This window comes from Streptomyces sp. NBC_01214, from assembly GCF_026340975.1.
Classification (GTDB): Bacteria; Actinomycetota; Actinomycetes; order Streptomycetales; family Streptomycetaceae; genus Streptomyces.
This window is the reverse complement of the sequence record NZ_JAPEOS010000001.1, coordinates 50868-73318: the sequence shown is the minus strand read 5'-3', so window position 1 is coordinate 73318 and position 22451 is coordinate 50868. Positions and strand designations below refer to the sequence as shown.

Annotated in this window: 23 protein-coding genes and 1 rRNA gene; 11 read left to right on the top strand and 13 right to left on the bottom strand. The window is 69.9% G+C overall.

Annotated elements, in window-relative coordinates:
- The first annotated feature begins 164 nt into the window (after positions 1 to 164).
- Both OG594_RS00350 and OG594_RS00345 read left to right on the top strand, forming a co-directional pair.
- The gene (locus OG594_RS00350) at positions 165 to 887 is read left to right on the top strand and encodes a SigE family RNA polymerase sigma factor (protein WP_323185292.1); all 723 of its coding nucleotides are present in this window, start codon (positions 165 to 167) and stop codon (positions 885 to 887) included.
- A complete protein-coding gene (locus tag OG594_RS00345) occupies positions 884 to 1978 on the top strand; it encodes a hypothetical protein (RefSeq protein ID WP_266594515.1) in 1095 nt (364 codons plus the stop codon). Before OG594_RS00350 ends, OG594_RS00345 begins: the two co-directional genes overlap by 4 nt.
- Before the next feature lie 105 nt (positions 1979 to 2083).
- Here OG594_RS00345 and OG594_RS00340 read toward each other — a convergent pair whose 3' ends face one another.
- Positions 2084 to 2848 (bottom strand): SURF1 family protein, encoded by a 765-nt coding sequence (locus OG594_RS00340; RefSeq protein ID WP_266594514.1) that lies wholly within the window; start codon positions 2846 to 2848, stop codon positions 2084 to 2086.
- 43 nt (positions 2849 to 2891) lie between these two features.
- Entirely contained in the window at positions 2892 to 4697 is a 1806-nt protein-coding gene (locus OG594_RS00335; RefSeq protein WP_266594513.1) for a prolyl oligopeptidase family serine peptidase, read from the bottom strand.
- Between the two features lie 97 nt (positions 4698 to 4794).
- Here OG594_RS00335 and OG594_RS00330 point away from each other — a divergent pair, with 97 nt between their 5' ends.
- From OG594_RS00330 to OG594_RS00310, 5 genes are all read left to right on the top strand, one after another.
- The gene (locus OG594_RS00330) at positions 4795 to 4962 is read left to right on the top strand and encodes a hypothetical protein (RefSeq protein ID WP_266594512.1); all 168 of its coding nucleotides are present in this window, start codon (positions 4795 to 4797) and stop codon (positions 4960 to 4962) included.
- A 36-nt stretch (positions 4963 to 4998) separates the two neighbouring features.
- Entirely contained in the window at positions 4999 to 6300 is a 1302-nt protein-coding gene (codA, locus tag OG594_RS00325; RefSeq protein WP_266594511.1) for a cytosine deaminase, read from the top strand.
- Positions 6301 to 6306: 6 nt separating this feature from the next.
- Positions 6307 to 6903, top strand: a complete 597-nt coding sequence (locus OG594_RS00320) for an HD domain-containing protein (RefSeq protein ID WP_266594510.1) — start codon at positions 6307 to 6309, stop codon at positions 6901 to 6903.
- A 53-nt stretch (positions 6904 to 6956) separates the two neighbouring features.
- Complete coding sequence (locus OG594_RS00315; protein ID WP_266594509.1) at positions 6957 to 7472, top strand: DUF5956 family protein; 516 nt, start codon at positions 6957 to 6959, stop codon at positions 7470 to 7472.
- A 75-nt stretch (positions 7473 to 7547) separates the two neighbouring features.
- Positions 7548 to 7826 carry a hypothetical protein gene (locus OG594_RS00310; protein ID WP_189743857.1) on the top strand — a complete coding sequence of 93 codons (279 nt, stop codon included), beginning with the start codon at positions 7548 to 7550 and terminating at the stop codon, positions 7824 to 7826.
- A gap of 36 nt (positions 7827 to 7862) precedes the next feature.
- Here the strand turns inward: OG594_RS00310 and OG594_RS00305 are convergent, their stop codons facing one another.
- Complete coding sequence (locus tag OG594_RS00305; RefSeq protein ID WP_266594508.1) at positions 7863 to 8465, bottom strand: DUF4352 domain-containing protein; 603 nt, start codon at positions 8463 to 8465, stop codon at positions 7863 to 7865.
- Between the two features lie 407 nt (positions 8466 to 8872).
- Positions 8873 to 9307: a hypothetical protein gene (locus OG594_RS00300; RefSeq protein ID WP_266594507.1), complete on the bottom strand. Its 435-nt coding sequence runs from the start codon at positions 9305 to 9307 to the stop codon at positions 8873 to 8875.
- Between the two features lie 828 nt (positions 9308 to 10135).
- Here OG594_RS00300 and OG594_RS00295 point away from each other — a divergent pair.
- The 4 genes from OG594_RS00295 (at position 10136) to rrf (ending at position 13865) form a co-directional block, all read left to right on the top strand.
- Positions 10136 to 10345: a hypothetical protein gene (locus OG594_RS00295; RefSeq protein ID WP_266594506.1), complete on the top strand. Its 210-nt coding sequence runs from the start codon at positions 10136 to 10138 to the stop codon at positions 10343 to 10345.
- Positions 10346 to 10980: 635 nt separating this feature from the next.
- Entirely contained in the window at positions 10981 to 12441 is a 1461-nt protein-coding gene (locus OG594_RS00290; protein ID WP_266594505.1) for a class I SAM-dependent DNA methyltransferase, read from the top strand.
- Positions 12438 to 13415 (top strand): BsuBI/PstI family type II restriction endonuclease, encoded by a 978-nt coding sequence (locus tag OG594_RS00285; RefSeq protein WP_266594504.1) that lies wholly within the window; start codon positions 12438 to 12440, stop codon positions 13413 to 13415. The genes OG594_RS00290 and OG594_RS00285 overlap by 4 nt, the downstream gene beginning before the upstream one ends.
- Positions 13416 to 13748: 333 nt before the next feature.
- Positions 13749 to 13865, top strand: a 5S ribosomal RNA gene (gene rrf / locus OG594_RS00280).
- Between the two features lie 670 nt (positions 13866 to 14535).
- On the opposite strand, the gene OG594_RS00275 is transcribed toward rrf, so the two are convergent.
- The 9 genes from OG594_RS00275 to OG594_RS00235 form a co-directional block, all read right to left on the bottom strand.
- Positions 14536 to 15831, bottom strand: a complete 1296-nt coding sequence (locus OG594_RS00275; protein WP_266594503.1) for a serine hydrolase — start codon at positions 15829 to 15831, stop codon at positions 14536 to 14538.
- Positions 15828 to 16739, bottom strand: coding sequence for an HEXXH motif-containing putative peptide modification protein (locus OG594_RS00270; RefSeq protein WP_266594502.1), 912 nt, complete (start codon positions 16737 to 16739; stop codon positions 15828 to 15830). Before OG594_RS00270 ends, OG594_RS00275 begins: the two co-directional genes overlap by 4 nt.
- A gap of 111 nt (positions 16740 to 16850) precedes the next feature.
- Entirely contained in the window at positions 16851 to 16994 is a 144-nt protein-coding gene (locus OG594_RS00265; RefSeq protein WP_167347301.1) for a hypothetical protein, read from the bottom strand.
- 113 nt (positions 16995 to 17107) lie between these two features.
- Positions 17108 to 17971, bottom strand: a complete 864-nt coding sequence (locus tag OG594_RS00260; RefSeq protein WP_266594501.1) for a protein kinase — start codon at positions 17969 to 17971, stop codon at positions 17108 to 17110.
- On the bottom strand, positions 17968 to 18615 hold the full coding sequence (locus tag OG594_RS00255) for a hypothetical protein (protein ID WP_266594500.1): 648 nt from the start codon (positions 18613 to 18615) through the stop codon (positions 17968 to 17970). The genes OG594_RS00260 and OG594_RS00255 overlap by 4 nt, the downstream gene beginning before the upstream one ends.
- 4 nt (positions 18616 to 18619) lie before the next feature.
- Positions 18620 to 19354: a hypothetical protein gene (locus tag OG594_RS00250; RefSeq protein ID WP_266594499.1), complete on the bottom strand. Its 735-nt coding sequence runs from the start codon at positions 19352 to 19354 to the stop codon at positions 18620 to 18622.
- Complete coding sequence (locus OG594_RS00245; protein WP_266594498.1) at positions 19351 to 19983, bottom strand: hypothetical protein; 633 nt, start codon at positions 19981 to 19983, stop codon at positions 19351 to 19353. The genes OG594_RS00250 and OG594_RS00245 overlap by 4 nt, the downstream gene beginning before the upstream one ends.
- Positions 19980 to 21866: a radical SAM protein gene (locus tag OG594_RS00240; protein ID WP_266594497.1), complete on the bottom strand. Its 1887-nt coding sequence runs from the start codon at positions 21864 to 21866 to the stop codon at positions 19980 to 19982. The genes OG594_RS00245 and OG594_RS00240 overlap by 4 nt, the downstream gene beginning before the upstream one ends.
- Positions 21867 to 21905: 39 nt before the next feature.
- On the bottom strand, positions 21906 to 22340 hold the full coding sequence (locus OG594_RS00235; protein WP_266594496.1) for an NUDIX domain-containing protein: 435 nt from the start codon (positions 22338 to 22340) through the stop codon (positions 21906 to 21908).
- Between the last annotated feature and the right edge of the window lie 111 nt (positions 22341 to 22451).

Here is a 22451-nt window from a genome sequence, read left to right as displayed (position 1 = left end):
CTGCCGTCTCGATAAAGACGGGGCAATCGGGAAGAGCGGGTGCGCATGAGGGCAATAGGGATTTTGCTGGTGAGGGTGCCTCGCGCGTACAACCCTGATGGGGGGACGCGTGTCCAACCGGCGTGGCAGACACACTGCTCGACCCGGCCGTCCGGCCGGCGCAGATCGGGATCATCCCGTCGCGCCGGCGTCTCCGCACACCCGGGGGCGGTCTCCCCGTGATCGTGCCCGTCCCGCCGGTGGGGCCCTCAGCGGGACCGTCGGCCGCGCCCGCACGGACACCCGTACCGATCCGGGGCGGCCTCGTGCCCGCGCCGCGCGACAGCGCTGAGACGGACGGGAGCAGCAAGAGCGAGGCGGCCGAGACGGCCGAGACCGCCGAGGTGGTGGCCGGCACCACCGTCGACCACCTCACCGCGACCTACCAGGCGCACTACCGCTCGCTCCTGGGCCTGGCCGCACTGCTCCTCGACGACACCGCCTCCTGCGAGGACGTGGTCCAAGAGGCCTTCATCCGGGTGCACTCCGCCCGGAACCGGGTCCGCGACCGGGAGAAGACGCTGGCGTACCTGCGCCAGACCGTCGTGAACCTCTCGCGGTCCGCCCTGCGCCGCCGCATCCTCGGCCTCAAGCTGCTCTCGAAGCCGATGCCGGACATGGCCAGCGCCGAAGAGGGCGCGTACGACCAGCTGGAGCGGGACGATCTGATCAAGGCGATGCGTGGACTGCAGCGCCGCCAGCGCGAGGTGCTGGTGCTGCGCTACTTCGCCGACATGACGGAGGCCCAGGTCGCCGAGACGCTCGGAATATCGCTCGGCTCGGTGAAGGCGTACGGATCGCGGGGCATTGCCGCGCTGCGGGTGGCGATGGAGGCTGCGCAGTCATGATGGACGACCACACACCTCCGGGCGGGGCGAGCGGCGAAGAGGAACTGCGCATCCTCCTGCGCGGGGCCGTCGAGGGCCTGCAGCCCTCCGCCGACGCGCTGGAGCGACTGCGCGACGCCGTCCCCGCGCGCCGGACCCGCAACCGCCGGGCCGCCTTCGTCGGCGCCGCCGCGGCCGTGCTGCTCGTAGGGACGGCGATCCCGGCCGCACTGCACCTGTCCGCGGCCGAGGGCCCGACCACGGACCACCCCGCGATGGCCGGGCACGGTGAGGCCACGGGCGACAAGCGGGACTCACCGGTTTCCGACCCCCACCAGAACGGCTTCGGGTCCCTGCCGAGGGCGACCGACTCCCTCGGCGAGGTCCCGCCCGTGGGCGGGGTCACCGGGCAGCCGAACGCCACGGCGGGCCCCTCGGCGAACGGTCTGACGGCAGGCCCGTCGGGCGCCGGGAACTCCGCCGGACCGGCCGGTTCCGGCAGCTCGGCGGCGGGCTCGGGCCCGCTGCCGCCGGTGGCGGCGCCCGGAGCACCCGGCTGCGGTGCGGACCAGCTCGGGGTGGTGGGCTCGGCCCGGGCCCCGGAGACCGACGGCAGGGTGTACGGCAGCTTCCGGGTCACCAACGTCTCGGCGCAGGGCTGCGCCGTCACCGGCCAGGACACCCTGACCGCCGCCGCCGCGGCCGCGGCGCCCGGTACCGGGGCCGGCTCGGGTTCCGGGGTCGCCGTGGTCAGCCACACGGCGGGGGATCCGGCGAGCGGGCTGCTGCCCGACCCGGCGGCGGCGGCTCCGGCGCTGGTGCTCCCCCCGAACACGGCGTACGAGGTCCGCTTCGCGTGGGTGCCGTCGGGCCAGACCTGCGCACCGGCGAACACGGACACGGGCGGGAAGCCCCCGCAGACCGAGCCGGCGGGCGCCACGGGCGGCACGGGGAGCGGACCGGTCGTCGAACCGCAGTCGGGCGCGTCCCCGGCCCCGTCCGGCGTGGCCGTCTCGCACACCCCGCAGTCGGGGGCCACGACCACGCGGACGACGATCCCCGAAGCTTGTGGCGGAACGGTCTACCGGACGGGCGCGATCCCGCTGTCCTAGCCGCCGTCCCGGCGCGTGCCCGGAGACGGTGTCGGTGTCCCGGGCGGCAGGGCTGGGCCGCCTCCTTCGGATCTCGCCTCGCCGGCAAGATCCGGAAGGGACGACCTAGCGCGCGGCGGGCTCCAGCAGGCCCGCCTCGGCGTCGCGGATGGTCTCCACCTCGCGCCGGTAGAGCCGGAACCACATGAAGAGCACGAAGGCGACGAAGACGAACCACTCGCCGGTGTAGCCGAGGTTCTGGAAGGCCTTCAGGTCGAGCCCGGTGTTGGTCGGCGCCTGCGCGGGCACCGGAACCATCCCCTCCGACGGGGTCTGCACGGTCAGCCAGGCGTCGTACAGGTCGTACGGGACGATGTTGACCAGCGAGGCCGCGCTGATCACCCCGAGCTGCCCGGCCGGCAGTCCGCCCTGGGAGTGGACCCCCTTCGTACCGGCGTTCTCCGAGGCCTGCAGGGCCCCGCTGACCTCGACCCGGCCGGTCGGCGGGACCGGCGCCTTCGCGGGATCCGCCACCCCCGGCAGCCAGCCCCGGACCACCGGGACGGTCTTGCCGGAGTCGGTCTTCAGCAGCGTCAACACGTAGAACCCGGACCGGCCGTCCAGCCGTCGCTCGGGCACCAGCAGCTGGTCGCCGTACTCCCCAGCCGTGGAGGCCAGCCGTCCGGAGGTCGTCTTGTCGACCGGGAGCAGCGAGTCCAGGGGCGCCGCCACCTGGTCGACCGGCCGCTCCGCGCCCGCTTCCCGGTGGCTGTCGACGCGGTCCTCGAACCGGCCGAGCTGCCAGGACCCCATGAACAGGCAGAAGGGAACGGCGAGCGCGACGAAGACGTTGATCCCCCACCAGCGCGGGGTCAGGAGAAACCGGTGCACCCCACCACCGTACGGGGGGTGCACCGGTCGCCCTCCCGCAGGGTCAGTGCGGCAGGTGCTTCAGCGCGAACTCCAGCTCCATCCGGACCTGCTTGATCCGCTCCTCCACCACCAGCGAACCGTGACCGGCGTCGTACCGGTACACCTCGTGCACGGCCCCGCGCGCGGCGAGCCGGTCCACGTAGTTGTCGATCTGGCGGATCGGGCAGCGCGGGTCGTTCACGCCGGCCGCGATGTGCACCGGCGCCTTCACGGAGTCCACGTACGTCAGCGGCGAGGACGCCTCGAAGCGGTCCGGGACCTCCTCCGGCGTACCGCCGAAGAGGGTGCGGTCCAGCGCCTTCAGCGCCTCCATCTCGTCGTGGTACGCCGTCACGTAGTCCGCGACCGGTACGGCGGCCAGGCCCACGGCCCAGGCTTCGGGCTGCGTGCCCAGGCCCAGCAGCGTCAGGTACCCGCCCCAGGAACCGCCCGACAGCACCATGCGGGACGGGTCCGCGAGGCCGGAGGAGACCGCCCACTCCCGGACCGCCGCGATGTCCTCCAGCTCGATCAGCCCGACCCGGTACTTGAGGGCGTCGGTCCACTCGCGGCCGTACCCCGTCGAGCCGCGGTAGTTGACCCGCACCACGGCGAAGCCGTGGTCCAGCCAGGCCGCCGGGGCCGACGCGAAGGAGTCGCTGTCGTGCCAGGTCGGCCCGCCGTGGATCTCGAAGACCGTCGGGAAGGGGCCCTCGCCGTGACCCGCCGGCCGCTGCGCGAGCGCGTGGATCCGCCCGCCCGGGCCCTCCACCCACACGTCCTCGACCGGTACCGAGCCGGGCGCCCGGAAACCGGGCGGGTCCAGGACGATCCCGCCCGCGGTGGACCGTACCGCCGAGGGCTCGGCGGCCGAGGACCACAGGTACTCCACCGTCCCGTCGGGGCGCGCGGTGGCCCCCGACACCGACCCCGCGGGCGTGTCCACGCGTACGAGCTCCCGTGCGGCCAGGTCGTAGCGCCACAGCTCGCTGCGGGCCTCGAAGCTGTGCGCGACCAGCAGGGCGGAACCGTCCGGGTACCACTCGGCGCTGACGTCGCCCGGCAGGTCGATCGCGAGTTCCTGCTCGGCGCCGGTGGCCACGTCCCACACCATCGGCTCCCAGCGGCCGCGCCGCTGGTGGCCGACGAGCAGCCGGGTGTCGCCCGCGACCGGCGCGAAACCGAGGACCTCCAGGCCCAGCTCCTCGGACCCGCCCCGGGAGTCGTCCAGCTCGGCGACGGTGGTCCCGTCCAAGGTCAGGACGCGCAGGGCGGAGTGCATCGCGTCGCCGTGCTCGGTGTGCTCGACGGCCACCAGTGTTCCGTCGCGGGACAGGTCGCCGACGCCCGCCGACTCCCGGTGCCGGTAGATCACGGTGGGCGCGGAGCCGTCGGGCCGGACCACGTGGACGGTCGAGCCGTCCTCGTCGGTGGAGCGCCCCACGACGGCCGTCCCGTCCCGCCCGATGGCCAGCCCGGCGGGGTACGAGGGCTCCAGGCCCGGGGTGGCCGGCTCGTCGGGGCCGCCCGCGAAGGGCTGGCGCACCCACGTGCCGAACTCGTCGCCGTCGGTGTCGGAGAACCACCAGATCCACTCCCCGTCGGGGGAGAGGGTTCCGTCGGTGGTGCCGTTGGGGCGGCTGGTGGCCTGCCGCTGCTCGCCGGTGGCGCGGTCCCACGCGTAGATCTCGTAGGTTCCGGTCGCGTTGGAGACGAAGAGCGAACGGTCCGGGGCGTCCTCGGCCCAGTCGGGGAGCCCGACGCGCGGTGCCCGGAACCGCTTCTCCCAGTCGGGCATGTCGGGGGTCATCTCACTGTCGCTGGTCATGCGCCCCATTGTGGCCGCAGCGCTCCCCGGGATGCCGACCGCTCGGAACGGGCGCACAGTGGAACGCGTCGGCCGTTCCGTCCGAGGAGGAACGATCATGGCAAAGAAGGCCCGCACCGGCCACCACATCCACCAGGACTCCGAGCGCGCGCTGGCCAAGAACACGGCCGCCGAGGCCCGTGCCAAGGCCGCGGTCCGGGACATCCACAGCACCGCCGCGAAGACGCGCGGCATGCAGCAGAAGGCCCAGGCCAAGCGCGGCTAGGCCCGCTCCGGCGAAGGGTCTGTCTAGGCTGGCGCCATGCGGATGATCGTCCGGGGCGCCCGGCTGCTGCACACCCACGGCCTGTCCGACGTCGAGGTCGCGGAGGACGGCCGCATCGCACGGGTGATCCCGTACGACGACCAGAAGGAACCACCGGTCACCGGCGTCCTGATCGAGGCCCACGGCGGCCTGCTCACACCTCCTTTCGTCGAGCCGCACATCCACCTCGACACGGCACTGACCGTCGGCGAGCCCCGCCCCAACGCCTCCGGCACCCTCTGGGAGGGCATCGCCTGCTGGAGTGAGCGCAAGCGGACCCTGACCCGCGAGGACGTGGTCGCGCGGGCCACCGAGGTGCTGCGCTGGCAGGCCGCCCACGGGGTGCTGCACGTGCGGACCCACTGCGACGTCACCGACCCGGACCTCACCGCGCTCGAGGCGCTGCTGGAGGTGCGCGACCGGGTGCGGGACTTCATGACCCTGCAGATCGTGGCCTTCCCGCAGGAGGGCATCGTCTCCTTCCCGGGCGGCGAGGGGCTGATGCGCGAGGCCGTCGCCCGCGGGGCGGACGTCGTCGGCGCGATCCCGCACTTCGAGGACACCCGCGAGGACGGCCTCGCCTCCCTGCACACGGCCTTCGCGCTGGCCGAGGAGCACGGCCTGCGGCTGGACGCGCACTGCGACGAGATCGACGACGAGCAGTCCCGCTTCGTGGAGGTGCTGGCCACCCTCGCCCTGCGCTCGGGGCTGCGCGGGCGCGCCACGGCCTCGCACACCACCGCCATGGGCTCCTACAACGGCGCGTACAGCTTCAAACTCCAGCGCCTGCTCGCCCGCTCCGGCATCAACCTGGTCTCCAACCCCTTCGCCAACCTCGGCCTCCAGGGCCGCTTCGACGCCTATCCCAAACGGCGCGGCCTCACCCAGGTCAAGGAGATGCTGGCGGCCGGGGTCAACGTCGCCTTCGGCCACGACGACGTGATGGACCCCTGGAACGCGCTGGGCACCGCCAACCCGCTGCAGACCGCCCTCGTCGGGCTGTACGCCGCCCAGCTCACCGGCGCCGACGAGATCCCGCTGGCCTTCTCGATGGTGACGGAGCGTGCGGCGCGGGTGCTCGGCCTCGCGGAGACGGAGTACGGCATCACCGCGGGCGCCCCCGCCTCCTTCGTGCTGCTCCCGGCGCCGTCGCCCGAGGAGGCGATCCGCCGCCAGGTCCGCCCGCGGTACGTCGTCTCGCGCGGCACCGTCCTCGCCGAGACCCCGCCCGCTCCGACCCGGCTGAACTGGCCGGGGGAGCCCCCGTCCGAGATCGATTTCAGCCGGCGCCTACGCTGACGCCCCATGAAGACGTGGACGCTTGACACCGCATCGGCCCGCGCAGCTCTCGAGATCGCTTCGGAGTACGCGGACACGACCCTCCTGAACCACTCGGTCCGTTCCTACGCCTTCGGAGCCCGGTACGCGGAGCAGCACGGGCTGGCGTACGACGCGGAACTCTTCTACGTCAGTGCCCTGCTGCACGATCTGGGCCTGACCGCGCCCTTCGACAGCCACACCCTGCCCTTCGAGGAGGCGGGCGGCCATGTCGCGCGGGTCCTGACGGCGGGCTTGGGCTGGCCGGCGGCCCGTCGGGCACGCGCCGAGGAGGTCATCGTCCTGCACATGCGGGACGACGTGAGCGCGGCCGAGGACGTGGAGAGCCACCTGTTGCAGGTCGGGACGAGCGCGGACGTCTCGGGCCTGCGCGTCGCCGAATTCGATCCCGCCTTCACGGCCGACCTCCTCGCCGCGTACCCGCGGGGCGACTTCGGCGCCGCGTTCCTCGCGCTCGTCGAGGGCCAGGCCGCCCGCAAGCCCGACTGTGCGGCGGCCGCGTACGTGGCCGGCGGCGCGGCCACCCGGATCTCCGCCAACCCGCTGGAGCGGCCGCAGGGGTAGCCCCGTACGCGGGGGTCACGCATATCGCCCACCGGGTCGGATAGCGTGCCCGCATGTCGTGGGACGAGGACGGAACGCCGCACCCGCTCGCACTGCGCCGCACCGGCCGCAGCGAACTGGAGCCGGACCGGCTGCCCGAGATGCGGGAGCTGGAGGTGCTCGGCTGGGAGCCGGCCCCCGAAGACCTGCGCTGGGTGTTCCTCCCGTACGTCTGGCCCCCCGCGGACCGCACCTGGATCCCCGACCGGTCCACCCACTGGGCGGTGGACACCGCCCTCGACGGCCACGGCCATATCACCGGCGTGGAGTGCGTCCCGCTGCCCGAGCCCGACCTCCGGGACCTCGACCGCGAGGCCGACGAGGCCCTCGCCGGGCTCGGGCTCCCGCCCCGCCCGCGGGGGCGCCTGTGGCTGCTGCGCCCGGTCGGTTCCTTCACAACCCTCGGCGCGCTCCTCGACCACCTCGACGACCTGGCCGGGGCGCGGGCCGTGGAGGCCCGGCCCTCCGCGGCCTTCCTCGCGCTGGCCCGGGAGGAGCTCGCCGCACTCGCCGCCCCCGAGGAGCCGTGAGCGGGCAGGGAAGGGGCCGTCCCGCGCCGCCGTGGCTACGCTTGTCGTGAGGGGGCAACGCAGGGAGGCGATCTCATGGGTCGGCGCCATCACTTCCACATCGACCACGACGGGCATTCGGTCAGCGCCACGGTCCAGACCGGGCACACCGCCGTCGTGGAGGTACTGGTCGACGGCAAGGAGACCGGACACGCCACGACGCACGACGACCATCCCGTGACCGTGCACGTCGAGCTGCCGACGGATCCACCGACGCAGGTCTCCGTCCGCGCGACACCCGGGCCGGGCGTACCCCGCTGCATCTTCGAGGCCCCGGCCATCGAGCCGCACATCATGTCCCCCCGCCCCTACTGACGGCGGTGGGTGAGGCGGTGCGTCGGCCCGCGGGCGTCAGGACAGGTCGGCTCGCACGGCCTTGCCGATCAGGCCGTCGGTGTACGTCACGGTCTTCGCGGTGAACGATCCCTTGCCGGTGATCGAGCCGGTCACGTTCTCGCCCGGGGCGAGCTCCACCGTGGCGATCTGGTTCTCGTCGGCCCCGAGTTCGGCCGTGTGCTTGGTGCCGTTCGTATCGGTGATCGCGAAGTAGAGCGGGTTCACGTCGATCGCGTCGCTGCTGTTGTTCGTGATCGTGACGGACACGCTCGTGTAGTCATCGCCCTGCGCGATGACGCTCTTCTTGAACTGCGTCTTCTTCGCGGCGACCTCGACCGCGGCCTTCTTCTCCGGCGCGGCGGACGACGGCTTGGCAACGGGCGCGTCCGCCGGTGCCGGCGCCGACGTCGCGGCGGCCGGCGGCGAAGGTTCCTTCGCCGTCTTGTCGCCGCTCCCACCGCCGAGGACCGCCCCGACGACGGCGAGGAGCACGATTAACCCCACGATGCCCAGACATGAGAAGCCGACGATCTTCCCGGCGCTGGACTTCTGTGGCTGCTGCGGGGGCGGATAGCCCCCGGGCTGAGGTTGACCGGGCGCCGGAAACTGCTGAGACATGGGAAACCCCCAGGACGACGGGTACGAATCCGGCCACCGTAGGGGGATCTGCGTGCACAGGTGCGACAATGTTCAAACCGTAATAATCGAACATTTAACCATCCTCGGGTGCCGCATGCCGATGGCGGTACTGGACAGGTGGTGGGGTAGTCCGCGGCCACGGTCCGGGATGCGGTGTGGCCGACGGCCTCACCGCTGCGCAGGGTGCCGATCTCGTGGTGGAAGCGGCGGGGCGCGTGCAGCAGGATCGTGGCGACATCGCCGTCCAGGATGGGCATGGACACCCCGCTGCCCTCGATCAGCCGGGTGAGCACCGCCGAGCCGACGAGGGGCCAGCCGTTGGCGGACTCGCCGCCTCGCCAAGCAGAGGTCCGGTCCGGCGGCGTGACAGAGGGTTCATGGACTGCTCATGTCCTGTGTTCGCTCTGTTTCTTCTTCCGGATGACGCGGGCCGCACCGAGTACCGCGGCCATGACCAGGAAGACGCCGGACACCACGGCGAGCCCCGCAACAGTCGGGTTGACCCAGGACGGGACGAGATCGATCTCGGCGTTGCACCAGTTGTGTAGCGGGAACGGCGGATCGTTCTGATGCAACGCGTCGATCTTCGAGTCGTACACGTCTTCGCCGCAGGCTTCGCCCTTGTCCATGCCGCCCCAGCCGGCGAAGGCGCCGGTTACGTACACACAGATCGTCAGAACGCCCGCAGTGAACCCCGAACCGGCCCACATGGACGGCCCGGTCCACGCCCCGGCCCGGGCTCCACGAGCGACGAGCTGGATTCCCTTGACGAGAAGCGCCAGCAGGACGAACGGAACCAAGCACAGCAGGACGGCGATCATTCCCTCTTCCTCGATGAGCTACATGTGGCGCGCGGTGTTGAGCGCTCCGGGCTAGGCGTTTTCCTGGCCCATGATCTTCTGACGAAGGGGCCCGTGCGCATCGGCTGGAGGACGTTGTCCTCGGCCGCCGTGCCGATCAGGGACAGAAGCGACAGCTTTCCCTGGAGACGGCGACGTACGCGTCAAGGGTCAGCAGTGCCTTCCCGAACTTGGGCTCGACGTCCGGGCCGCCTCAGTCAACTCGACTTCATACGGCTTGCACTTGAGGGTGACGGTGGACCAGACGCGCCAGAAGGTCCTCGAAGCAGTGGCGCAAGGCGCGACGGGCCTGCGCGAGGAGAACCGCGAGCTCCGGCGACGGCAGGAACGGATGCTCACCGGCCTGGCGGAGTCGCGGAGCGGTGTGGAAGTCCTAAGTCGGCGGCTGGAAGAGAGCGTCCAGGCGGTTCCGCTGGTGCCGGCCAGGTGGCGAGCCCCTTGGATGCCGGCGCCCCGGCCACCACCGAGTCCGTTGTGGTCCGGCCCGCTGGGCCGGACCCGGCCGAGCTGACCGAACGATCCGACGGGAGGCAACCCCGCGTGCGGGAAGAAGTCCGCCATGCCCACGGTCACGGGAACACGGTGGGAAAGCAGGAAACCGGGCCGCACCCTGACGCCCGTCGCGGAGCCGGTTCAGGAGCCCACTCAGGCCGACAGGAAGGACCAACGCGCCCACCCGCAATGCCTCCTGTCGGCTCCTGCGATCACCTTCTTCCGGCTCCCCGAGCGGATCGACGACGCGGATGGCGGCCGCATCGAGGTGGCCCTCTCGGGACGGTCCTGCTCGCCGTGCTCACCACGATGTGGAAGGCGTCCCGGGAACACGAGGGCGGCGCAACGTCGCCCGGTGATGGAGACCCGGACCCGGCCACGCGGGCGCTCGCCGCAGCCGTCGACCGCGTGACGCATCTGGCCGAGAAGGAGAACGGCCCCGCGCTGATCGTCCTCGACGACCGGAGTGCCCGCACGACTGCCCCGGAAGCCGGCGCCGCTGCCTGACCGGCTCCCCATTGACTCCCAAGACAGGGGCAAACGCCAAACAGGGGCCTGATCCACTGAGTGGATCAGGCCCCTGACCTGGTCTTACGAAGTCGGGGTGGCGGGATTTGAACCCACGACCTCTTCGTCCCGAAGAACGTCCAACCAAGATCCGCATCGGCGAGAACGGGATCTCCGCAGTTCAGGGCGGTGGAATGGATTGGTCTGAAGCGGTCTTGCGGGGTCTCTGGGAGAACTTCTTCTCCCAGATTTCCCCCAGCCCGGGCTGATGGCGGGGGCGGCTGCCGATGCCTGTCACGTTGCGTGTGCACACCCGTTTCGGAGTGGCATCACTTTGCGTTCCGTCTTCCGCGGTCTGGAGGCTGGTGCCCACTCGCTGTGCCCGGGACCAGGCGGGCAGCCGCCTGCTGAACCTGTCCGCGGGCGACTTCGTGCCCGGGTGCCTTCGGACAGGAAAGTGGTGATCAGGGGTGTGTTCTCGCGGGTCGGGTCGTGCCAGAGCGCATCGTGCTGGCCTGCGCCCTGGGCTCTCTCGCGCTTCAGTATTTGCTTCCCGAGGTTGCCACGGAGTGGCGGACTTAGTATGTATCTCCACCAATGACTTCACGGGGGTGCCCCGTGAGAGGATCGCGGACGTGAAACTGATCGAGAACACCGAGGCACGACGGGTGGATGCGCTCAGTGTCCTTGACCCTCGGACCCAGGCCGCCCTGGGGCAGTTCTTTACCCCTGCCCCGGCCGCCGACCTGATCGCCTCGATGCCTCGCCTGGACGCGCTGAGCAATACCGTGCGCGTTCTGGATCCCGGCGCCGGCGTCGGCTCGCTGACCGTCGCACTGGTGACCCGGCTGCACGAAGAGCGCCCTGACCTGAACGTTCATGTCGTTGCTGTGGAGACCGACCCGCAGGTCATGCCTTACCTACGGGCCACCCTCGAGGAATGCAGGGCAACCTACGGCACCACGTTCGAGCTCGTGCAGGGCGACTACCTCACCAACGATGACGCACTCATCGACGGGCCGTTCGACCTCGTCGTCGCCAATCCACCCTATGGAAAGCTCGCCGCGGGCAGCCTGCACCGTACGCGCACTGCGCACGACCTGGTCGATGCCAGCAACATCTACACGGCCTTCTGGGCCAGGGCCACAGCCGCCCTCGCACCCGGCGGCCAGATCTCGATCATCGTGCCCCGCTCCTGGGCCAACGGCACCTACCACCGAGCTTTTCGCCAGTGGATGCTCGACCGCACCAGCCTCGACCTCCTACACGTCTTCGAGAGCCGCAACACAGTCTTCGCCGACACTGGCGTTCTCCAGGAAAACGTCATCGTGGCCGGCACGCGGGGCGGCCAGCAGCGACAGGTCGTCCTGTCGGCGTCGATTGCCCACCACGACGCCCCGCTACGCCGCACCGTCCCGTTCGACGCCGTGGTCCTGCCAGGGGATCGCGAGCAGTTCGTCCGCTTCGACGACTCCGCTGTCGTGCCGCCGGCCGTCTCGTTCACCCTGGCTGACCTGGGCTTGGGTGTCAGCACGGGCAAGGTCGTCGACTTCCGCAACCGCGAACACTTGACCGAAGACCTCGGTGCCGACGGTGTCGTGCCGATGATCTACCAGGCCAACGTGCGCGGCGGAGAGATCGAGTGGCCACAGCGCCCCGGGAAGAAGCCGCAGGGCTTCCTTCCCAGCACCGAGGCCGCCCGCAAGCTGCTCCTGCCCGAAGGGCACTACGTCGTCATCAAGCGCTTCTCCGCGAAGGAGGAGAAGCGGCGCGTGGTCGCGGGCGTCTGGAAGCACGACGGCCCGGTTGCCCTGGACAACAAGACCAACTACCTGCACGAGAAGAAGGGGCCTATCGACCCTCAGCTCGCGCACGGGCTGATGCTCTGGCTGAACTCCTCGACGCTCGACGCGATCTTCCGCACCTTCTCCGGGCATACCCAGGTCAACGCCGGGGACGTCAAGACACTCCCCTTCCCCTCCCGTGACGACTTGGTGCGCCTGGCGGAGAATGCGCCGGAATGGCTCCCAGAACAGGCTAAGCTCGACGCCCTCGTAGCTGACTTGTTCCCCGCTGTCGTAGGCTCCGCAGAGTGACCAGCACCTTAGAAGCATCCGTCGACAACGCCGGCGTCCTCCTGCAAGCCTTCGGCTTCGACAAGGTCCGCTGCAATAGCAGGTCCGCCCTGACAGCTCTCGTGCTGCTCGGCCTGGAACCTGGCGAGCCGTGGGACACGGCGACCAACCCGCGTCTCGGCGTCACAGAAGTCATGGGCGTCATTGCGGAGAAGTGGGGTAAAACGTACGCCCCGAACTCGCGTGAGACCTTCCGCAAGCAGACGCTCCACCAGTTCGTCGACGCGGGGTTCGCCGAGCACAACTCCGACGCCCCCGAAGGGCGCGCGGTCAACTCCTCCAAGAACAATTACCGGATCGCTCCGGCCGCTCTGTCCGTAGTGCGTCTCTTCGGCACTTCTGGGTTCCAAGACGCCCTCGACGCCTGGATAGCCGAAGCGCCCACCCAGCAGGCCGCTTACAAGGCCACCCGCGACATGCAGATGATCCCAGTCAAGCTGCCCGACGGTTCTGTGTTCCGACTCTCTCCTGGTGGCCAGAACCCCCTGATCCGGGACATGGTCGAGGAGTTCTGCCCTCGCTTCGCCCGCGGCGGACAGTTGCTCTATCTGGGGGACGCCAAGGATCACCGCTACGACATCCGCCATGACGACGCCTTCGCACGTCTCGGGCTGACCTTCGACGAGCACGGCAAGAACCCGGACCTCGTGGTCTATGACGAGAAGCGCGGTTGGCTCTTCTTGATGGAGGCCGTCACTTCTCACGGACCGATCGACTTCGGACGCCGTGAGCACCTTAAGAAACTCTTCGCGACGGACAAAGCGGGGCTGGTGTTCGTGAACTGCTTCCCGGACCGCGCCACGATGCGCAAGTGGCTGGCCGACCTCGCATGGGAGACCGAAGCCTGGGTGGCTGACGCGCCTGATCACCTGATCCACCTGAACGGCTCACGGTTCCTCGGCCCCTATGAGGGGCCTTTCAAGCTCGCGCTCTGATTGGGCGAACCCGAGGCCGCGGTCGTGATCAGTCCGGTGGAGGACAACCCGGCGGTCAGTGGTGCACACAGCTCTGCCTTCATCAGAGTCTCGGCGAGCCGGCGGACGTCACTGCCGACCTGCGCCTCGGCCGATCCGAGGTGCACAGGCGTGACGCTCAGGAGCAGGCGCTCTTCGGTGCCTGCAGGCACCGGTGGGCAGTCGCCTGGACGGTCGCTCTGTGACGCGTCGAGGGAGCGGTCAGGCGCCCAGGGGGCTGCCCAGGGAGTCCTGCACCCCTGTATACTCATCGAACGAAAGCGCCTAGCCCTTTTAAGTGGCTGCGCAAGGCATTTCGGTGACCATAGCGGCAGGGAAACGCCCGGCAACATTCCGAACCCGGAAGCTAAGCTTGCCAGCGCCGATGGTACTGCGAGGGGGACCTCGTGGGAGAGTAGGTCGTCGCCGATATTCTCTTTGAGGGCCGCCCCACTTTGTGGGGCGGCCCTCATCGCTTATGCGGCCCTGTCGTACGGTCCGAGGAAGCGCTCGCCGATTGAAGTGCACCATGTGCGCCTCTTCTTCGCGATCCAACTTCCGTTTCCTAGGCGATCTCGGCAGCGACTGCCAGAACTTCTTCTTCGTCGACTGGACCAAGAGAAACAGGCGTGCGTCACCATAAGGGTCTGCCAACGCTGATCAGGCGGGTGGTGTGCTTCATGCATGCAGGGAACTGCTGCGGGCTCGGTGGCGGCCTCCGCGTGTTCGGGGATGGTCGTCCACCTCGATTCGCGTGTGGGTGCTGCTTCGGTGCGGCTCGTCTCTGACGCGGATGGACTGCCATACCCGCTTGTGGAGTTCGGAGATGCAGGGGTCACAGGCGAACATCGGCGCCTGCATGCCCGCGACGCTCGCTGGCCCTATCCATAAGACGCGTGTCCGGCGTTGGCCGCAGTACAGCCAGCAGACACCGTCGACCCATGCGTTCGAGTCATCGGTTTGGGCGGGCGTGGGCAGACCTTCGTGGGTGTACGCCGCGATCCCGGGAATCACCAGGTGGTTGAGCATCAGGAGTCTCCAGTTCGGTTCGCGTCTTCACCGGTTGTGGGTGGGGAAGTCAGATGGTGCCTTGCGGCGGTGACTACTGACGGATGTACGTGAGTCCGGGGGCGCGGTCGAGGTCGAGGGCGAAGCGGTCGACCTGGTCCGTGCTGCTGGGCACAGTGAGGGTGTAGCCGTTGCCTGCGTAGATGCCCGAACCCATGGGGGTGAGCTCGTCGCATGTTCCTCGGCGCCATAGGTGGAGAGCGTCGGCTCTGCGGGTGAGGCGCAGGCTGCCGGGGGCCTGGTCGCAGGCGAAGGTGCCGAGCTCTGTGTGCTGGCCGAGATCGTCGGGTGTGGGCTGATCTTGTATGGCAGTGCTTGGGGTTCGCTCCCGGGCTGCTGCGCGGACGAGGGCCTCCTTCTGGGCCAGCGTCGGCTGCTGGTGGAGGTCCCGGAGGATGGCGGCGGTGACGCGGTCGGCCGAGAGCCCGGCGTTGTTGGACAGGGCGATCACGCGTAGCCCTGATGCTTCCACGTGGGCAGCGGCGGAGAAACCCTGTTCGTGGCCGTAGTGGAAGACGGCGGTGCGGCCGGGGCGGGCGTCGGCGTAGAGCCCGGGGCCGTAGAGGTAGGGGTCGTGGTCGCTGGGCTCGTAGTCGACAGCCTCCTGCCAGGGGAGCTGGTGGGGGTGCTGCCAGCGCTGGTGAAGATGGGTGAGCCAGCGGTCGAGGTCGCCGGCGGTGGTCCATAGGGTTCCGGGGCCGGGCAGGGTGACCGGCACTTCTGTGTGCCGCCAGCCGTGGTGGATGGCCTGGTAGGCGGATGCGGCTCCGGGGATGACCTGGCGCGGGTCCGTCTTGAAGTGGGTGGAGTGCATGCCGAGCGGGCCGAAAACGCGGTGCCGGGCGAGGTTGGGCAGCGTGGTGCGGTGGACCGTTTCGAGGATCTCTGCCAGGAGGAGGTAGTTGGTGTTGCTGTAGAGGAAGTGGCCTTCGGGGACGGCGCGCTGGTCCTGCCGGTAGGCGAGGGTTCGCAGGTCGTCGGCCGTGTAGTGGTCGAGGTCCCGGAACCCGGCGAGGGAGAGCAGGGACTCGGCGTCGCGTATGCCCGATCGATGGGTGACCAAGTCCGCGATGGTGACGTCGCTGATCTTGAGTCGGGGCAGCAGGTCCGCGGCATGCTGATCCAGGTGCAGGAGGTTGTCATGCGCGGCGATCAGGATCAGGTGGGCGGTGATCTGCTTCGCGACCGAGCCGACGTTGAAGCTGGTGTCCGGTCCGATGGGCAGTCCGTGTTCGAGGCTAGCCAGACCGGTGTGCAGAAGAGCGGGTTCTTCGCCTGGCCGGTGGACCAGCAGGGACAGGCCGGGCTCCTCGTTCTGGACCGCGTTCACAGGGCGAGTGCCTGGCGATGGGCGGCAGCGAGGCGGTAGCGGAGACCATCGTCGCTGATCAGCTCCAGAGCGCGGGCGTGATCGGGAGCGGTTCCGGCGAGGAGGCTTCGCTGCTTGTCGAGGTATGCGATCAGGAACCGGTGCAGGTCTCCCGTGGTGCTGGTCAGCGCGTGCGCGGTGAACAGCATGGTGAGCGGGAACGCCCAGCAGGCGTGGAGGAAGCCGAACGCCGGCCGCATCGTCTGCTTCCACGGGGAGTAGAAGTGCGCGGCGTCGCTGATCTTGCATCCCGTTGCCGCGAGGGCGTCGTTCAGCCAGTTGTGCCCGGCCTCGTGGATGAGGTCGCGGGCCAGGACGACCGGGTCGTCGACGTGGTCCATGAAGACCGTGCCCGGTAGGCGGCTGATGGTCCAGCTGTCGAGGGTCTCGCCGAGGTTCTTCGTCCGCAGAAGGCACAGGACGACGGCGTGCGCGGCGAGCAGATCGCCGAAGCCCGCCCGCGCGGCGCTGGCGTACGCGTCTGCCGCGAGGCTGCGCAGGTGGGGCTGGGCGGGCTCGGAACCGGGGCCCAGGACGTAGTAGGGGGTCTCGGAGATCGCGGATCGGGGCAGGTCGGCGAGTGTGGGCGCGACGACCACGCGGGCGCCGACCGTTGTGGGGATGGAGTTGGTGGTGGCCCCCGCGTCGGGGTGGGCGACGTACCAGTCGAAGGTAGGGGCATCGCCGGCGCGGGCGGCTGCTTCGGCTCCTTCGAGGGCGTGGTGGGCCAGGCAGTAGTCAGCCGCTGTGCTGGTGTTGGGCTGCGGCGGCTGGGCTTCGGGGCGGATGAGCGCGTGGATGCGCTGCGTCCGCTCGTGGTGCAGGCGGTCGATCGGCGGGAGGCCGAAGAGGTCGGCGAGGGTGTCCACGAGGCGGCTCTCCTGTTCGGTGGTGGGCCTGGGGCCGGGCCGCAGGTGCTGGTAGCCCGGCCCCAGGTGTGTTCACCGGCGGCGCTCAGAGCGCCGGGCGGCTGTGGATGTTCAGGCGGTGGTGGTCTCCGCCTCGGCCGCCGGCCAGCCCTCGGCCGAGACGCTGGAGGTGTGGGCGGTGGTACGGACGGTCTCGTCCTCGCCGCGCAGGTCCTCGACGTTGGCGAGGAAGTCAGCGATGCGGTCCTGGTTCATGGGGTGTTCCGCCTTTCGGTCTCGTTGGCTTCGGCTTGTTCCGCTTGCTGTGGTGTGGTGCTGGCTACGGGGCGGAGATCTCGCCCTGGGCATGAGCGGCTCCTTCGCGTTGGTCAGCGCTTGTGCAGGTCGGCCGCGGTGCAGAGCGCGGTGCGCAGGTCGTTCATGGCGGGCCGGTCGCCCGCGTCGTCGGAGAGCGCGGCGATCACGACGCTGCGCAGAGGCTCCGGAATGAAGGGCAGGTTCGTGTGGCCGGCCAGGCGGGGGATGTCCCCGCACAGGTAGCGGTAGACGAGGACGGCGAGGCTGAAGACATCGGCTGCCGGGGCCGCCTCGTGGTAGCCGGTGAGGTACTCCGGCGGCCAGTGCACCTCGGGGCCGCGGTGTTCAGGCCCGCGCGGAGCGGACAGGCGGCGGGCGGCTCCGAGGTCGGTGATCAGGCCCCGACCCTGGTCGATGAGGATGTTCTCCTGGTAGACGTCGCGGTGGACGATTCCACGCTGGTGCAGGTTGCCCAGGCCGCCGGCGACGTCGGCGAGGATGCTGAGGCCCTTGCCGGTGTCCTTGGATGTGGCCATGAAGGCCCGGAAGTTCCCGCCGTCGCAGTGCGGCATGGTGTACCAGTCGAACCGAACCGAGCTGCCCTGTTGCAGCAGCGGGACGATGTGATCGGTTCCTCCGGCGGCGGTCAGCTCCGCCTCGTGGCGAAAGTCTTCGCGGGTGAGGGCGCGTTCGGTCTCGGTCAGCTGCGCGTACCAGTAGAAGCCGTACGCGGCGGGCTTCTCGATGGGGTCGAGCTCGGCCAGGACGTGGTTGCTGCCGAAGCCCGCCTTCAGTACGACGTCCTCCTGGCCGGGGCGGCTCGCTCTGACCAGGGTGCTGGCCCGCGTGAACGCGAGGAGGTCGTCGATGTGCCAGCCGTCCGTGCGGAGCTGGTCGAGGACCCAGGCTGCGGGATGCATCGGGTGCAGGTTCATCGACTCGCTTCCTTGTTCGTGGCCGTGGGAATGCCGGCCGAGTGGAGGTCCTCCATGCAGGCGTCGACCAGGGCTTCGAGGTCGGCATGGGTCGTGCAGGCGTGCTTCAGCACGGGAAGACCGGTGGCCTTGGTCCAGGCGTCTGCGGCCTCGTTGTAGAGGTCGGCCAGCCGTGCGGCGGCCTCGGGCCGTTCGGTGAAGCGGCGCTCTGTCGCACGTCGCGTGATGCGGTCGTGGCAGATGTCGGGCTCGGTGGTCAGCAGAACGGTCAGCTGCGGACGGGCCTGGGTCTGCTCGGCGAGGCGCTCGACGTACGCGTCGACGGGCTGCCGGTGGAGCAGGGCGAGCAGGCAGGCGGTGGAGAGGGTGAGCCGGTCGGCGAGGACCGGGCCCTCGGTGAGGGCAACGGCGATGTTGAAGCGGGAGTGCAGAGCCAGGTCCTGGGCGGCGGCCTCGATGGCCTCCTGCTCGTCGCCCCCGTGCCCGGCTCGCAGGTGGATCAACGTGCGAGTGGCCGAGTGGGAGAGCCAGGAGAACTGGCCGATGTGGCTGAGGGGGATGTCCTCGGCGTGGGCGGTGGCCAGGAGCCGGTCTCGGAGGGTGCTCTTTCCGGCGCCGGCTATGCCTTCCAAGGCCAGGAGCACGCGCTCACCCGGCCGCGGTGGGCTCGGCGATGAGCCAGCTGATGAACTTGGCGACCCGGCCTGCGGTGACCGGAAGGGTTCCGTGCGCGAGCTGGGAGCCGTAGAGCAGGGCGGTACCGGGGGCCGGGGCGACGCTCCAACGGGTACGGGGCATCTGCTGGAACCAGGTCGCGGAGTTGTCGGCTCCGTCGTGGGCCAGCCACATGCCCTCCGCGTAGCCGTTCGAGGAGGCATCGGGGGCCTTGCCGTTCCACAGCCGGTCGCTGGAGGCGGTCTCGACGTAGAAGTCGCCTCCGGCGTCGGCCTGGGTGATCACGACGCTGATGCCGGCGATCTGGCGCGGCCAGGCGAGCGGGTCAGGGGCGATGCCGTCGAGGTGGCTGGTGATGTGCTGGCCCACGCCGTACTCGACGTACGTCCACGGGCGGCAGAGGGTAATCGAGGGCATGACGCGGGAGAGCGCCGGGCGAGCGCGTTCGAAGGCGTCACCCAGGAGCTTCTCGGCGGTCTCGGGGATCGAGGGGATCTCGACGCGTCCGGCCGGCTCGTAGACGGCCATGGCCTGTTCGGGGCTGTGGCCGGGGATTTCGTGGATGGAGGTGCGGCGCTCGTCACCGAAGCTGCTGGTGCCGCCGCTGGTCAGGACGTCGTTCATCAGGTCGGCGAGGTGGGCACGCTCGGCGTTGCTGAGGAAGTTCTCGATGCTTCCGACGCCGACGGTCTCGGCTATGTGGATCACTTCGTGGTTCCCCCTTGCTGGAGCACGTGGTGGATGTCGTTCAGGTCCGTGCAATGGTTGAGCCAGCTGACGACCGGGCTGCGGGTGGCGGCCAGCGGGTCCTGCCACAGGGCGAGGAGTTCTCCGGTCAACGGCAAGGTGGCGCTGTCGGGCAGCAGGCCAGCATCAGGTGTCTCGGCCTGGGCCAGGGCGCGGCACGAGGTCTTGTGCTGCTGGGCGAAGACGAGGGCGAGACGGGATGCGGCCGCGATACGGCAGGCCCGCAGGAGAGGGTCCGCGGGTAGCGGCAGGCCGTACGAGCGGTGTTCGGTGACTGCCCATGCCTGGGCGATGCCGGCGCCGGAGGCTGCGATGCGGCAGGCCGCGCAGCACCGGTGGTCGGAGTCCGGGCAGAGGCGAAGGTGCTTGCCGAGGGTGGTCGCGATCTCGTCGAGGACTGCCCAAGCGGTACTGGCCAGCACGGTACCGATGTTTGGCTGTCCGAATCCCGAGGTGTCCTTGTGGTTGCAGCAGGCCTCGCCCGCTCGGGGCTGCTTGCTGGAGGTGAGGGCGGGTTCGATGAACAGGGTGTGGAAGTAGGCGATGCGTCCCAGGAGCTGGTGGATGGTGACCGCGTCGCCGGGCTTCATCGCAGCACCTCCTCGGGGGCTTGCGGCGACACCGGCAGCGGGCAGGCGCACACGGATTCGGCCTTGGGGCGCTCGGCGTCGAGGGCTGCGGCCAACACAGCGGTGGCCTCGTTCAGGCGGGCGAAGTAGCCGTCCCACCCCTGACCGGCGCCGGGGTCCAGGCTCAGGTCGAGGACCGGGGTGGTGGTGCCCGTGCTCTCGCAGGTGAGCTCCGAGCGGCCGATGTTGACCTCGATGCCCGCGGGCAGGAGGGCGCTTGCGAAGGTGGCGGCCCGGCACAGCGCCGCAGCAGCGCGGGCGTACTCCTGGCGGTCGCGGGGGAGGAGCCCGATGCGTAGACCTGTTGGGGCCAGGTCCGCGCCGGTGTACTGGTGGCCCTGGCAGCTGTCGTACGTGACGAGCCCCCAGGCTCGGGTGACTGTGTCGACTAACGGCCAGACGCCGGGTTCGATGGCCGCCCGCCACATCGGGTGGCCTGGGGTCAGATCGTCGGCCTCGTGGATACCGGCGAGGCCCATGGTGTTGATGTTGCCGTGCTCACTGGTGTGCAGCCTGACTTCGCTGCCGACGAGGTCGGGAGTGTCCCAGCTGGTCAGGAAGGCGTTCGCGTCGCGCATGCTGTTCGGGGTGCGCGGGCGCCACCGCAGGCTCTGGCACCAGGCGCCGGCGGGTTGTGCGGGCTGGGCCAGCAGCGCGGCGACGCCGTCGATCATCCGCATGCGGTAGTCGCAGTACGCGTCGTGATCGTTGGTCGGGTCCTGGCGCCAGCGGGTGGCGATGCACCCTCCGCCGCAGGTGGTGCGGTAGTCGCAGGTCGTGCACTTGTCCATCAAGGCTTTGCCCTGATTCAGGAGGAGGGAGTCCTGCTGGGCGCGGACCACCTCGTGCTCGTCGGCCGTGGACTCCAGCTGGGTGAGGCGGGCCTGAGGCCAGGGCAGTTCGTCGCAGCTCCCGAGGCGGCCATCTGGGTAGAGGGTGAAGACGTGGTCGCACTTGAGGTCGGAGAAGTGGCAGAAGCCTGTCGTCAGCCCCCGTAATCGCCGGATCGTGGAGACGGCCGGTTCCAGTTTGATACGGGCGAAGTGTCCGGCGGTGATCCAGTGAGCGGTGGCGGCGAGGACGAACTGGGCGTACTCGTCGGGATGGATCGCCCAGGCCGGGCCATCGGCTGCGTTCACGGCAGCCTGCTGAAGCAGTCGGCTGGCCGACTTGCGCGTGCTCGGCAGGGCCGTGGAACGGCGGATCGTGGAGTCGAAGCAGGGTACGAAGCTGATCGCGTTCACCGAATCGAAGCTGGCGAGGTGGTCCAGCACCTCTTCGGCGCGGTCCAGCACCGCCGGGGTCACCGCAGCGATCACACCGACGCTCCGGCCCCGCTCCGCGAGTAGGTTCAGGGCGGCGGCGACGCGCGGGTACACAGGCTTGCCGTCGTAGCCGACACGCCAGGCATTGCCCTGGGCGTCACCGTCGAGGGAGATGCCGATCCGGAGGTCAGGGCAGAGGGCGTCGAACATGTCGAGCCAGTCGGCGTCGAGCAGGACACCGTTGGTCTGCAGACTGACGCGGACGACCTGCGGCATGCCGGCCAGCTCCGCGAGGATCTCGCCGATATGCTCCCGCCCCGCGGTCAGGGGCTCGCCGCCGTGGAGTTCGACGGCGAGCTTGCGGCCCTTGAAGATGCTGGCCAGGCGTCTGATCTGGTCGGCGCTGACCCTGGCACCCCCAGGGGCCTCCTTGCGCTTCTCGTAGCAGTAGAGGCAGTCGATGTCGCACGTCTCGCCGCGCGTCTTGACGATGACCGACACCGCGGTGCCGGTGTCATCGGCGTCCAGGCTCCGGTAGAGCCCGTCGATCGTGTGGCGCTGTTCTGTGCTGAGGTTCATCGGCTGCCCCCTCCTATGCTGCCGTGACCGGATGAATGGCTAGTCGGACAAACGCCCCAGCAGGGCGCCCTGGCCGGACTGGAGAATGTGCGCGGCCTCCAGCGGGATCCAGAAGCACTCGAAGTGAGTCGGCTCCTGCTCGCCGTCGTGGTCCTCCTGGCTCATCCACCGCTCTGGGGTCGGCTCGGTGAGCTCCAGGTGGAAGACGTGCCGGTGCTGGATCTCGAACCGGTACGGGCTGATGTCGTACTCGGTCTCGCCGAGCTTGCGGACGATCTTGAAGTCCGACAGGCCGGTCTCCTCGCGGGCCTCGCGCAGAGCGGCGGCATCCGGGGTCTCACCGGGGCGGATGCTGCCCGCGGGGACCTGGATGCCGACCTCCTCGTAGGAGTAGTCGGTGTGGCGGAACACCAGCAGGCGCCCGTCGCGCACGATGTAGACGAGGACCTTTTCCTTCGTGACCTTCTCGGGCATAGCGAAACCTCCACTTGGTACAGATGCTGATTCGTGGGCCCGGCCGGGGAGAGGCTCGGGGACTACTTATCCCCGGGCCGACTGTGACCGGTCGGTGCCGCAGGGAAGCCC

What these genes read in the sequence shown, in the direction of transcription:
- OG594_RS00315 (WP_266594509.1), top strand. Translation starts at nt 6,957, where the DNA reads ATGTCGTGGGACGAGGACGGAACGCCGCACCCGCTCGCACTGCGCCGC.
- OG594_RS00260 (WP_266594501.1), bottom strand. Translation starts at nt 17,971, where the DNA reads ATGAACCTGCACCCGATGCATCCCGCAGCCTGGGTCCTCGACCAGCTC.
- OG594_RS00240 (WP_266594497.1), bottom strand. Translation starts at nt 21,866, where the DNA reads ATGAACCTCAGCACAGAACAGCGCCACACGATCGACGGGCTCTACCGG.
- OG594_RS00300 (WP_266594507.1), bottom strand. Translation starts at nt 9,307, where the DNA reads ATGATCGCCGTCCTGCTGTGCTTGGTTCCGTTCGTCCTGCTGGCGCTT.
- OG594_RS00265 (WP_167347301.1), bottom strand. Translation starts at nt 16,994, where the DNA reads ATGAACCAGGACCGCATCGCTGACTTCCTCGCCAACGTCGAGGACCTG.
- OG594_RS00320 (WP_266594510.1), top strand. Translation starts at nt 6,307, where the DNA reads ATGAAGACGTGGACGCTTGACACCGCATCGGCCCGCGCAGCTCTCGAG.
- OG594_RS00335 (WP_266594513.1), bottom strand. Translation starts at nt 4,697, where the DNA reads ATGACCAGCGACAGTGAGATGACCCCCGACATGCCCGACTGGGAGAAG.
- OG594_RS00345 (WP_266594515.1), top strand. Translation starts at nt 884, where the DNA reads ATGATGGACGACCACACACCTCCGGGCGGGGCGAGCGGCGAAGAGGAA.
- OG594_RS00245 (WP_266594498.1), bottom strand. Translation starts at nt 19,983, where the DNA reads ATGAAGCCCGGCGACGCGGTCACCATCCACCAGCTCCTGGGACGCATC.
- OG594_RS00330 (WP_266594512.1), top strand. Translation starts at nt 4,795, where the DNA reads ATGGCAAAGAAGGCCCGCACCGGCCACCACATCCACCAGGACTCCGAG.
- codA (WP_266594511.1), top strand. Translation starts at nt 4,999, where the DNA reads ATGCGGATGATCGTCCGGGGCGCCCGGCTGCTGCACACCCACGGCCTG.
- OG594_RS00305 (WP_266594508.1), bottom strand. Translation starts at nt 8,465, where the DNA reads ATGTCTCAGCAGTTTCCGGCGCCCGGTCAACCTCAGCCCGGGGGCTAT.
- OG594_RS00310 (WP_189743857.1), top strand. Translation starts at nt 7,548, where the DNA reads ATGGGTCGGCGCCATCACTTCCACATCGACCACGACGGGCATTCGGTC.
- OG594_RS00235 (WP_266594496.1), bottom strand. Translation starts at nt 22,340, where the DNA reads ATGCCCGAGAAGGTCACGAAGGAAAAGGTCCTCGTCTACATCGTGCGC.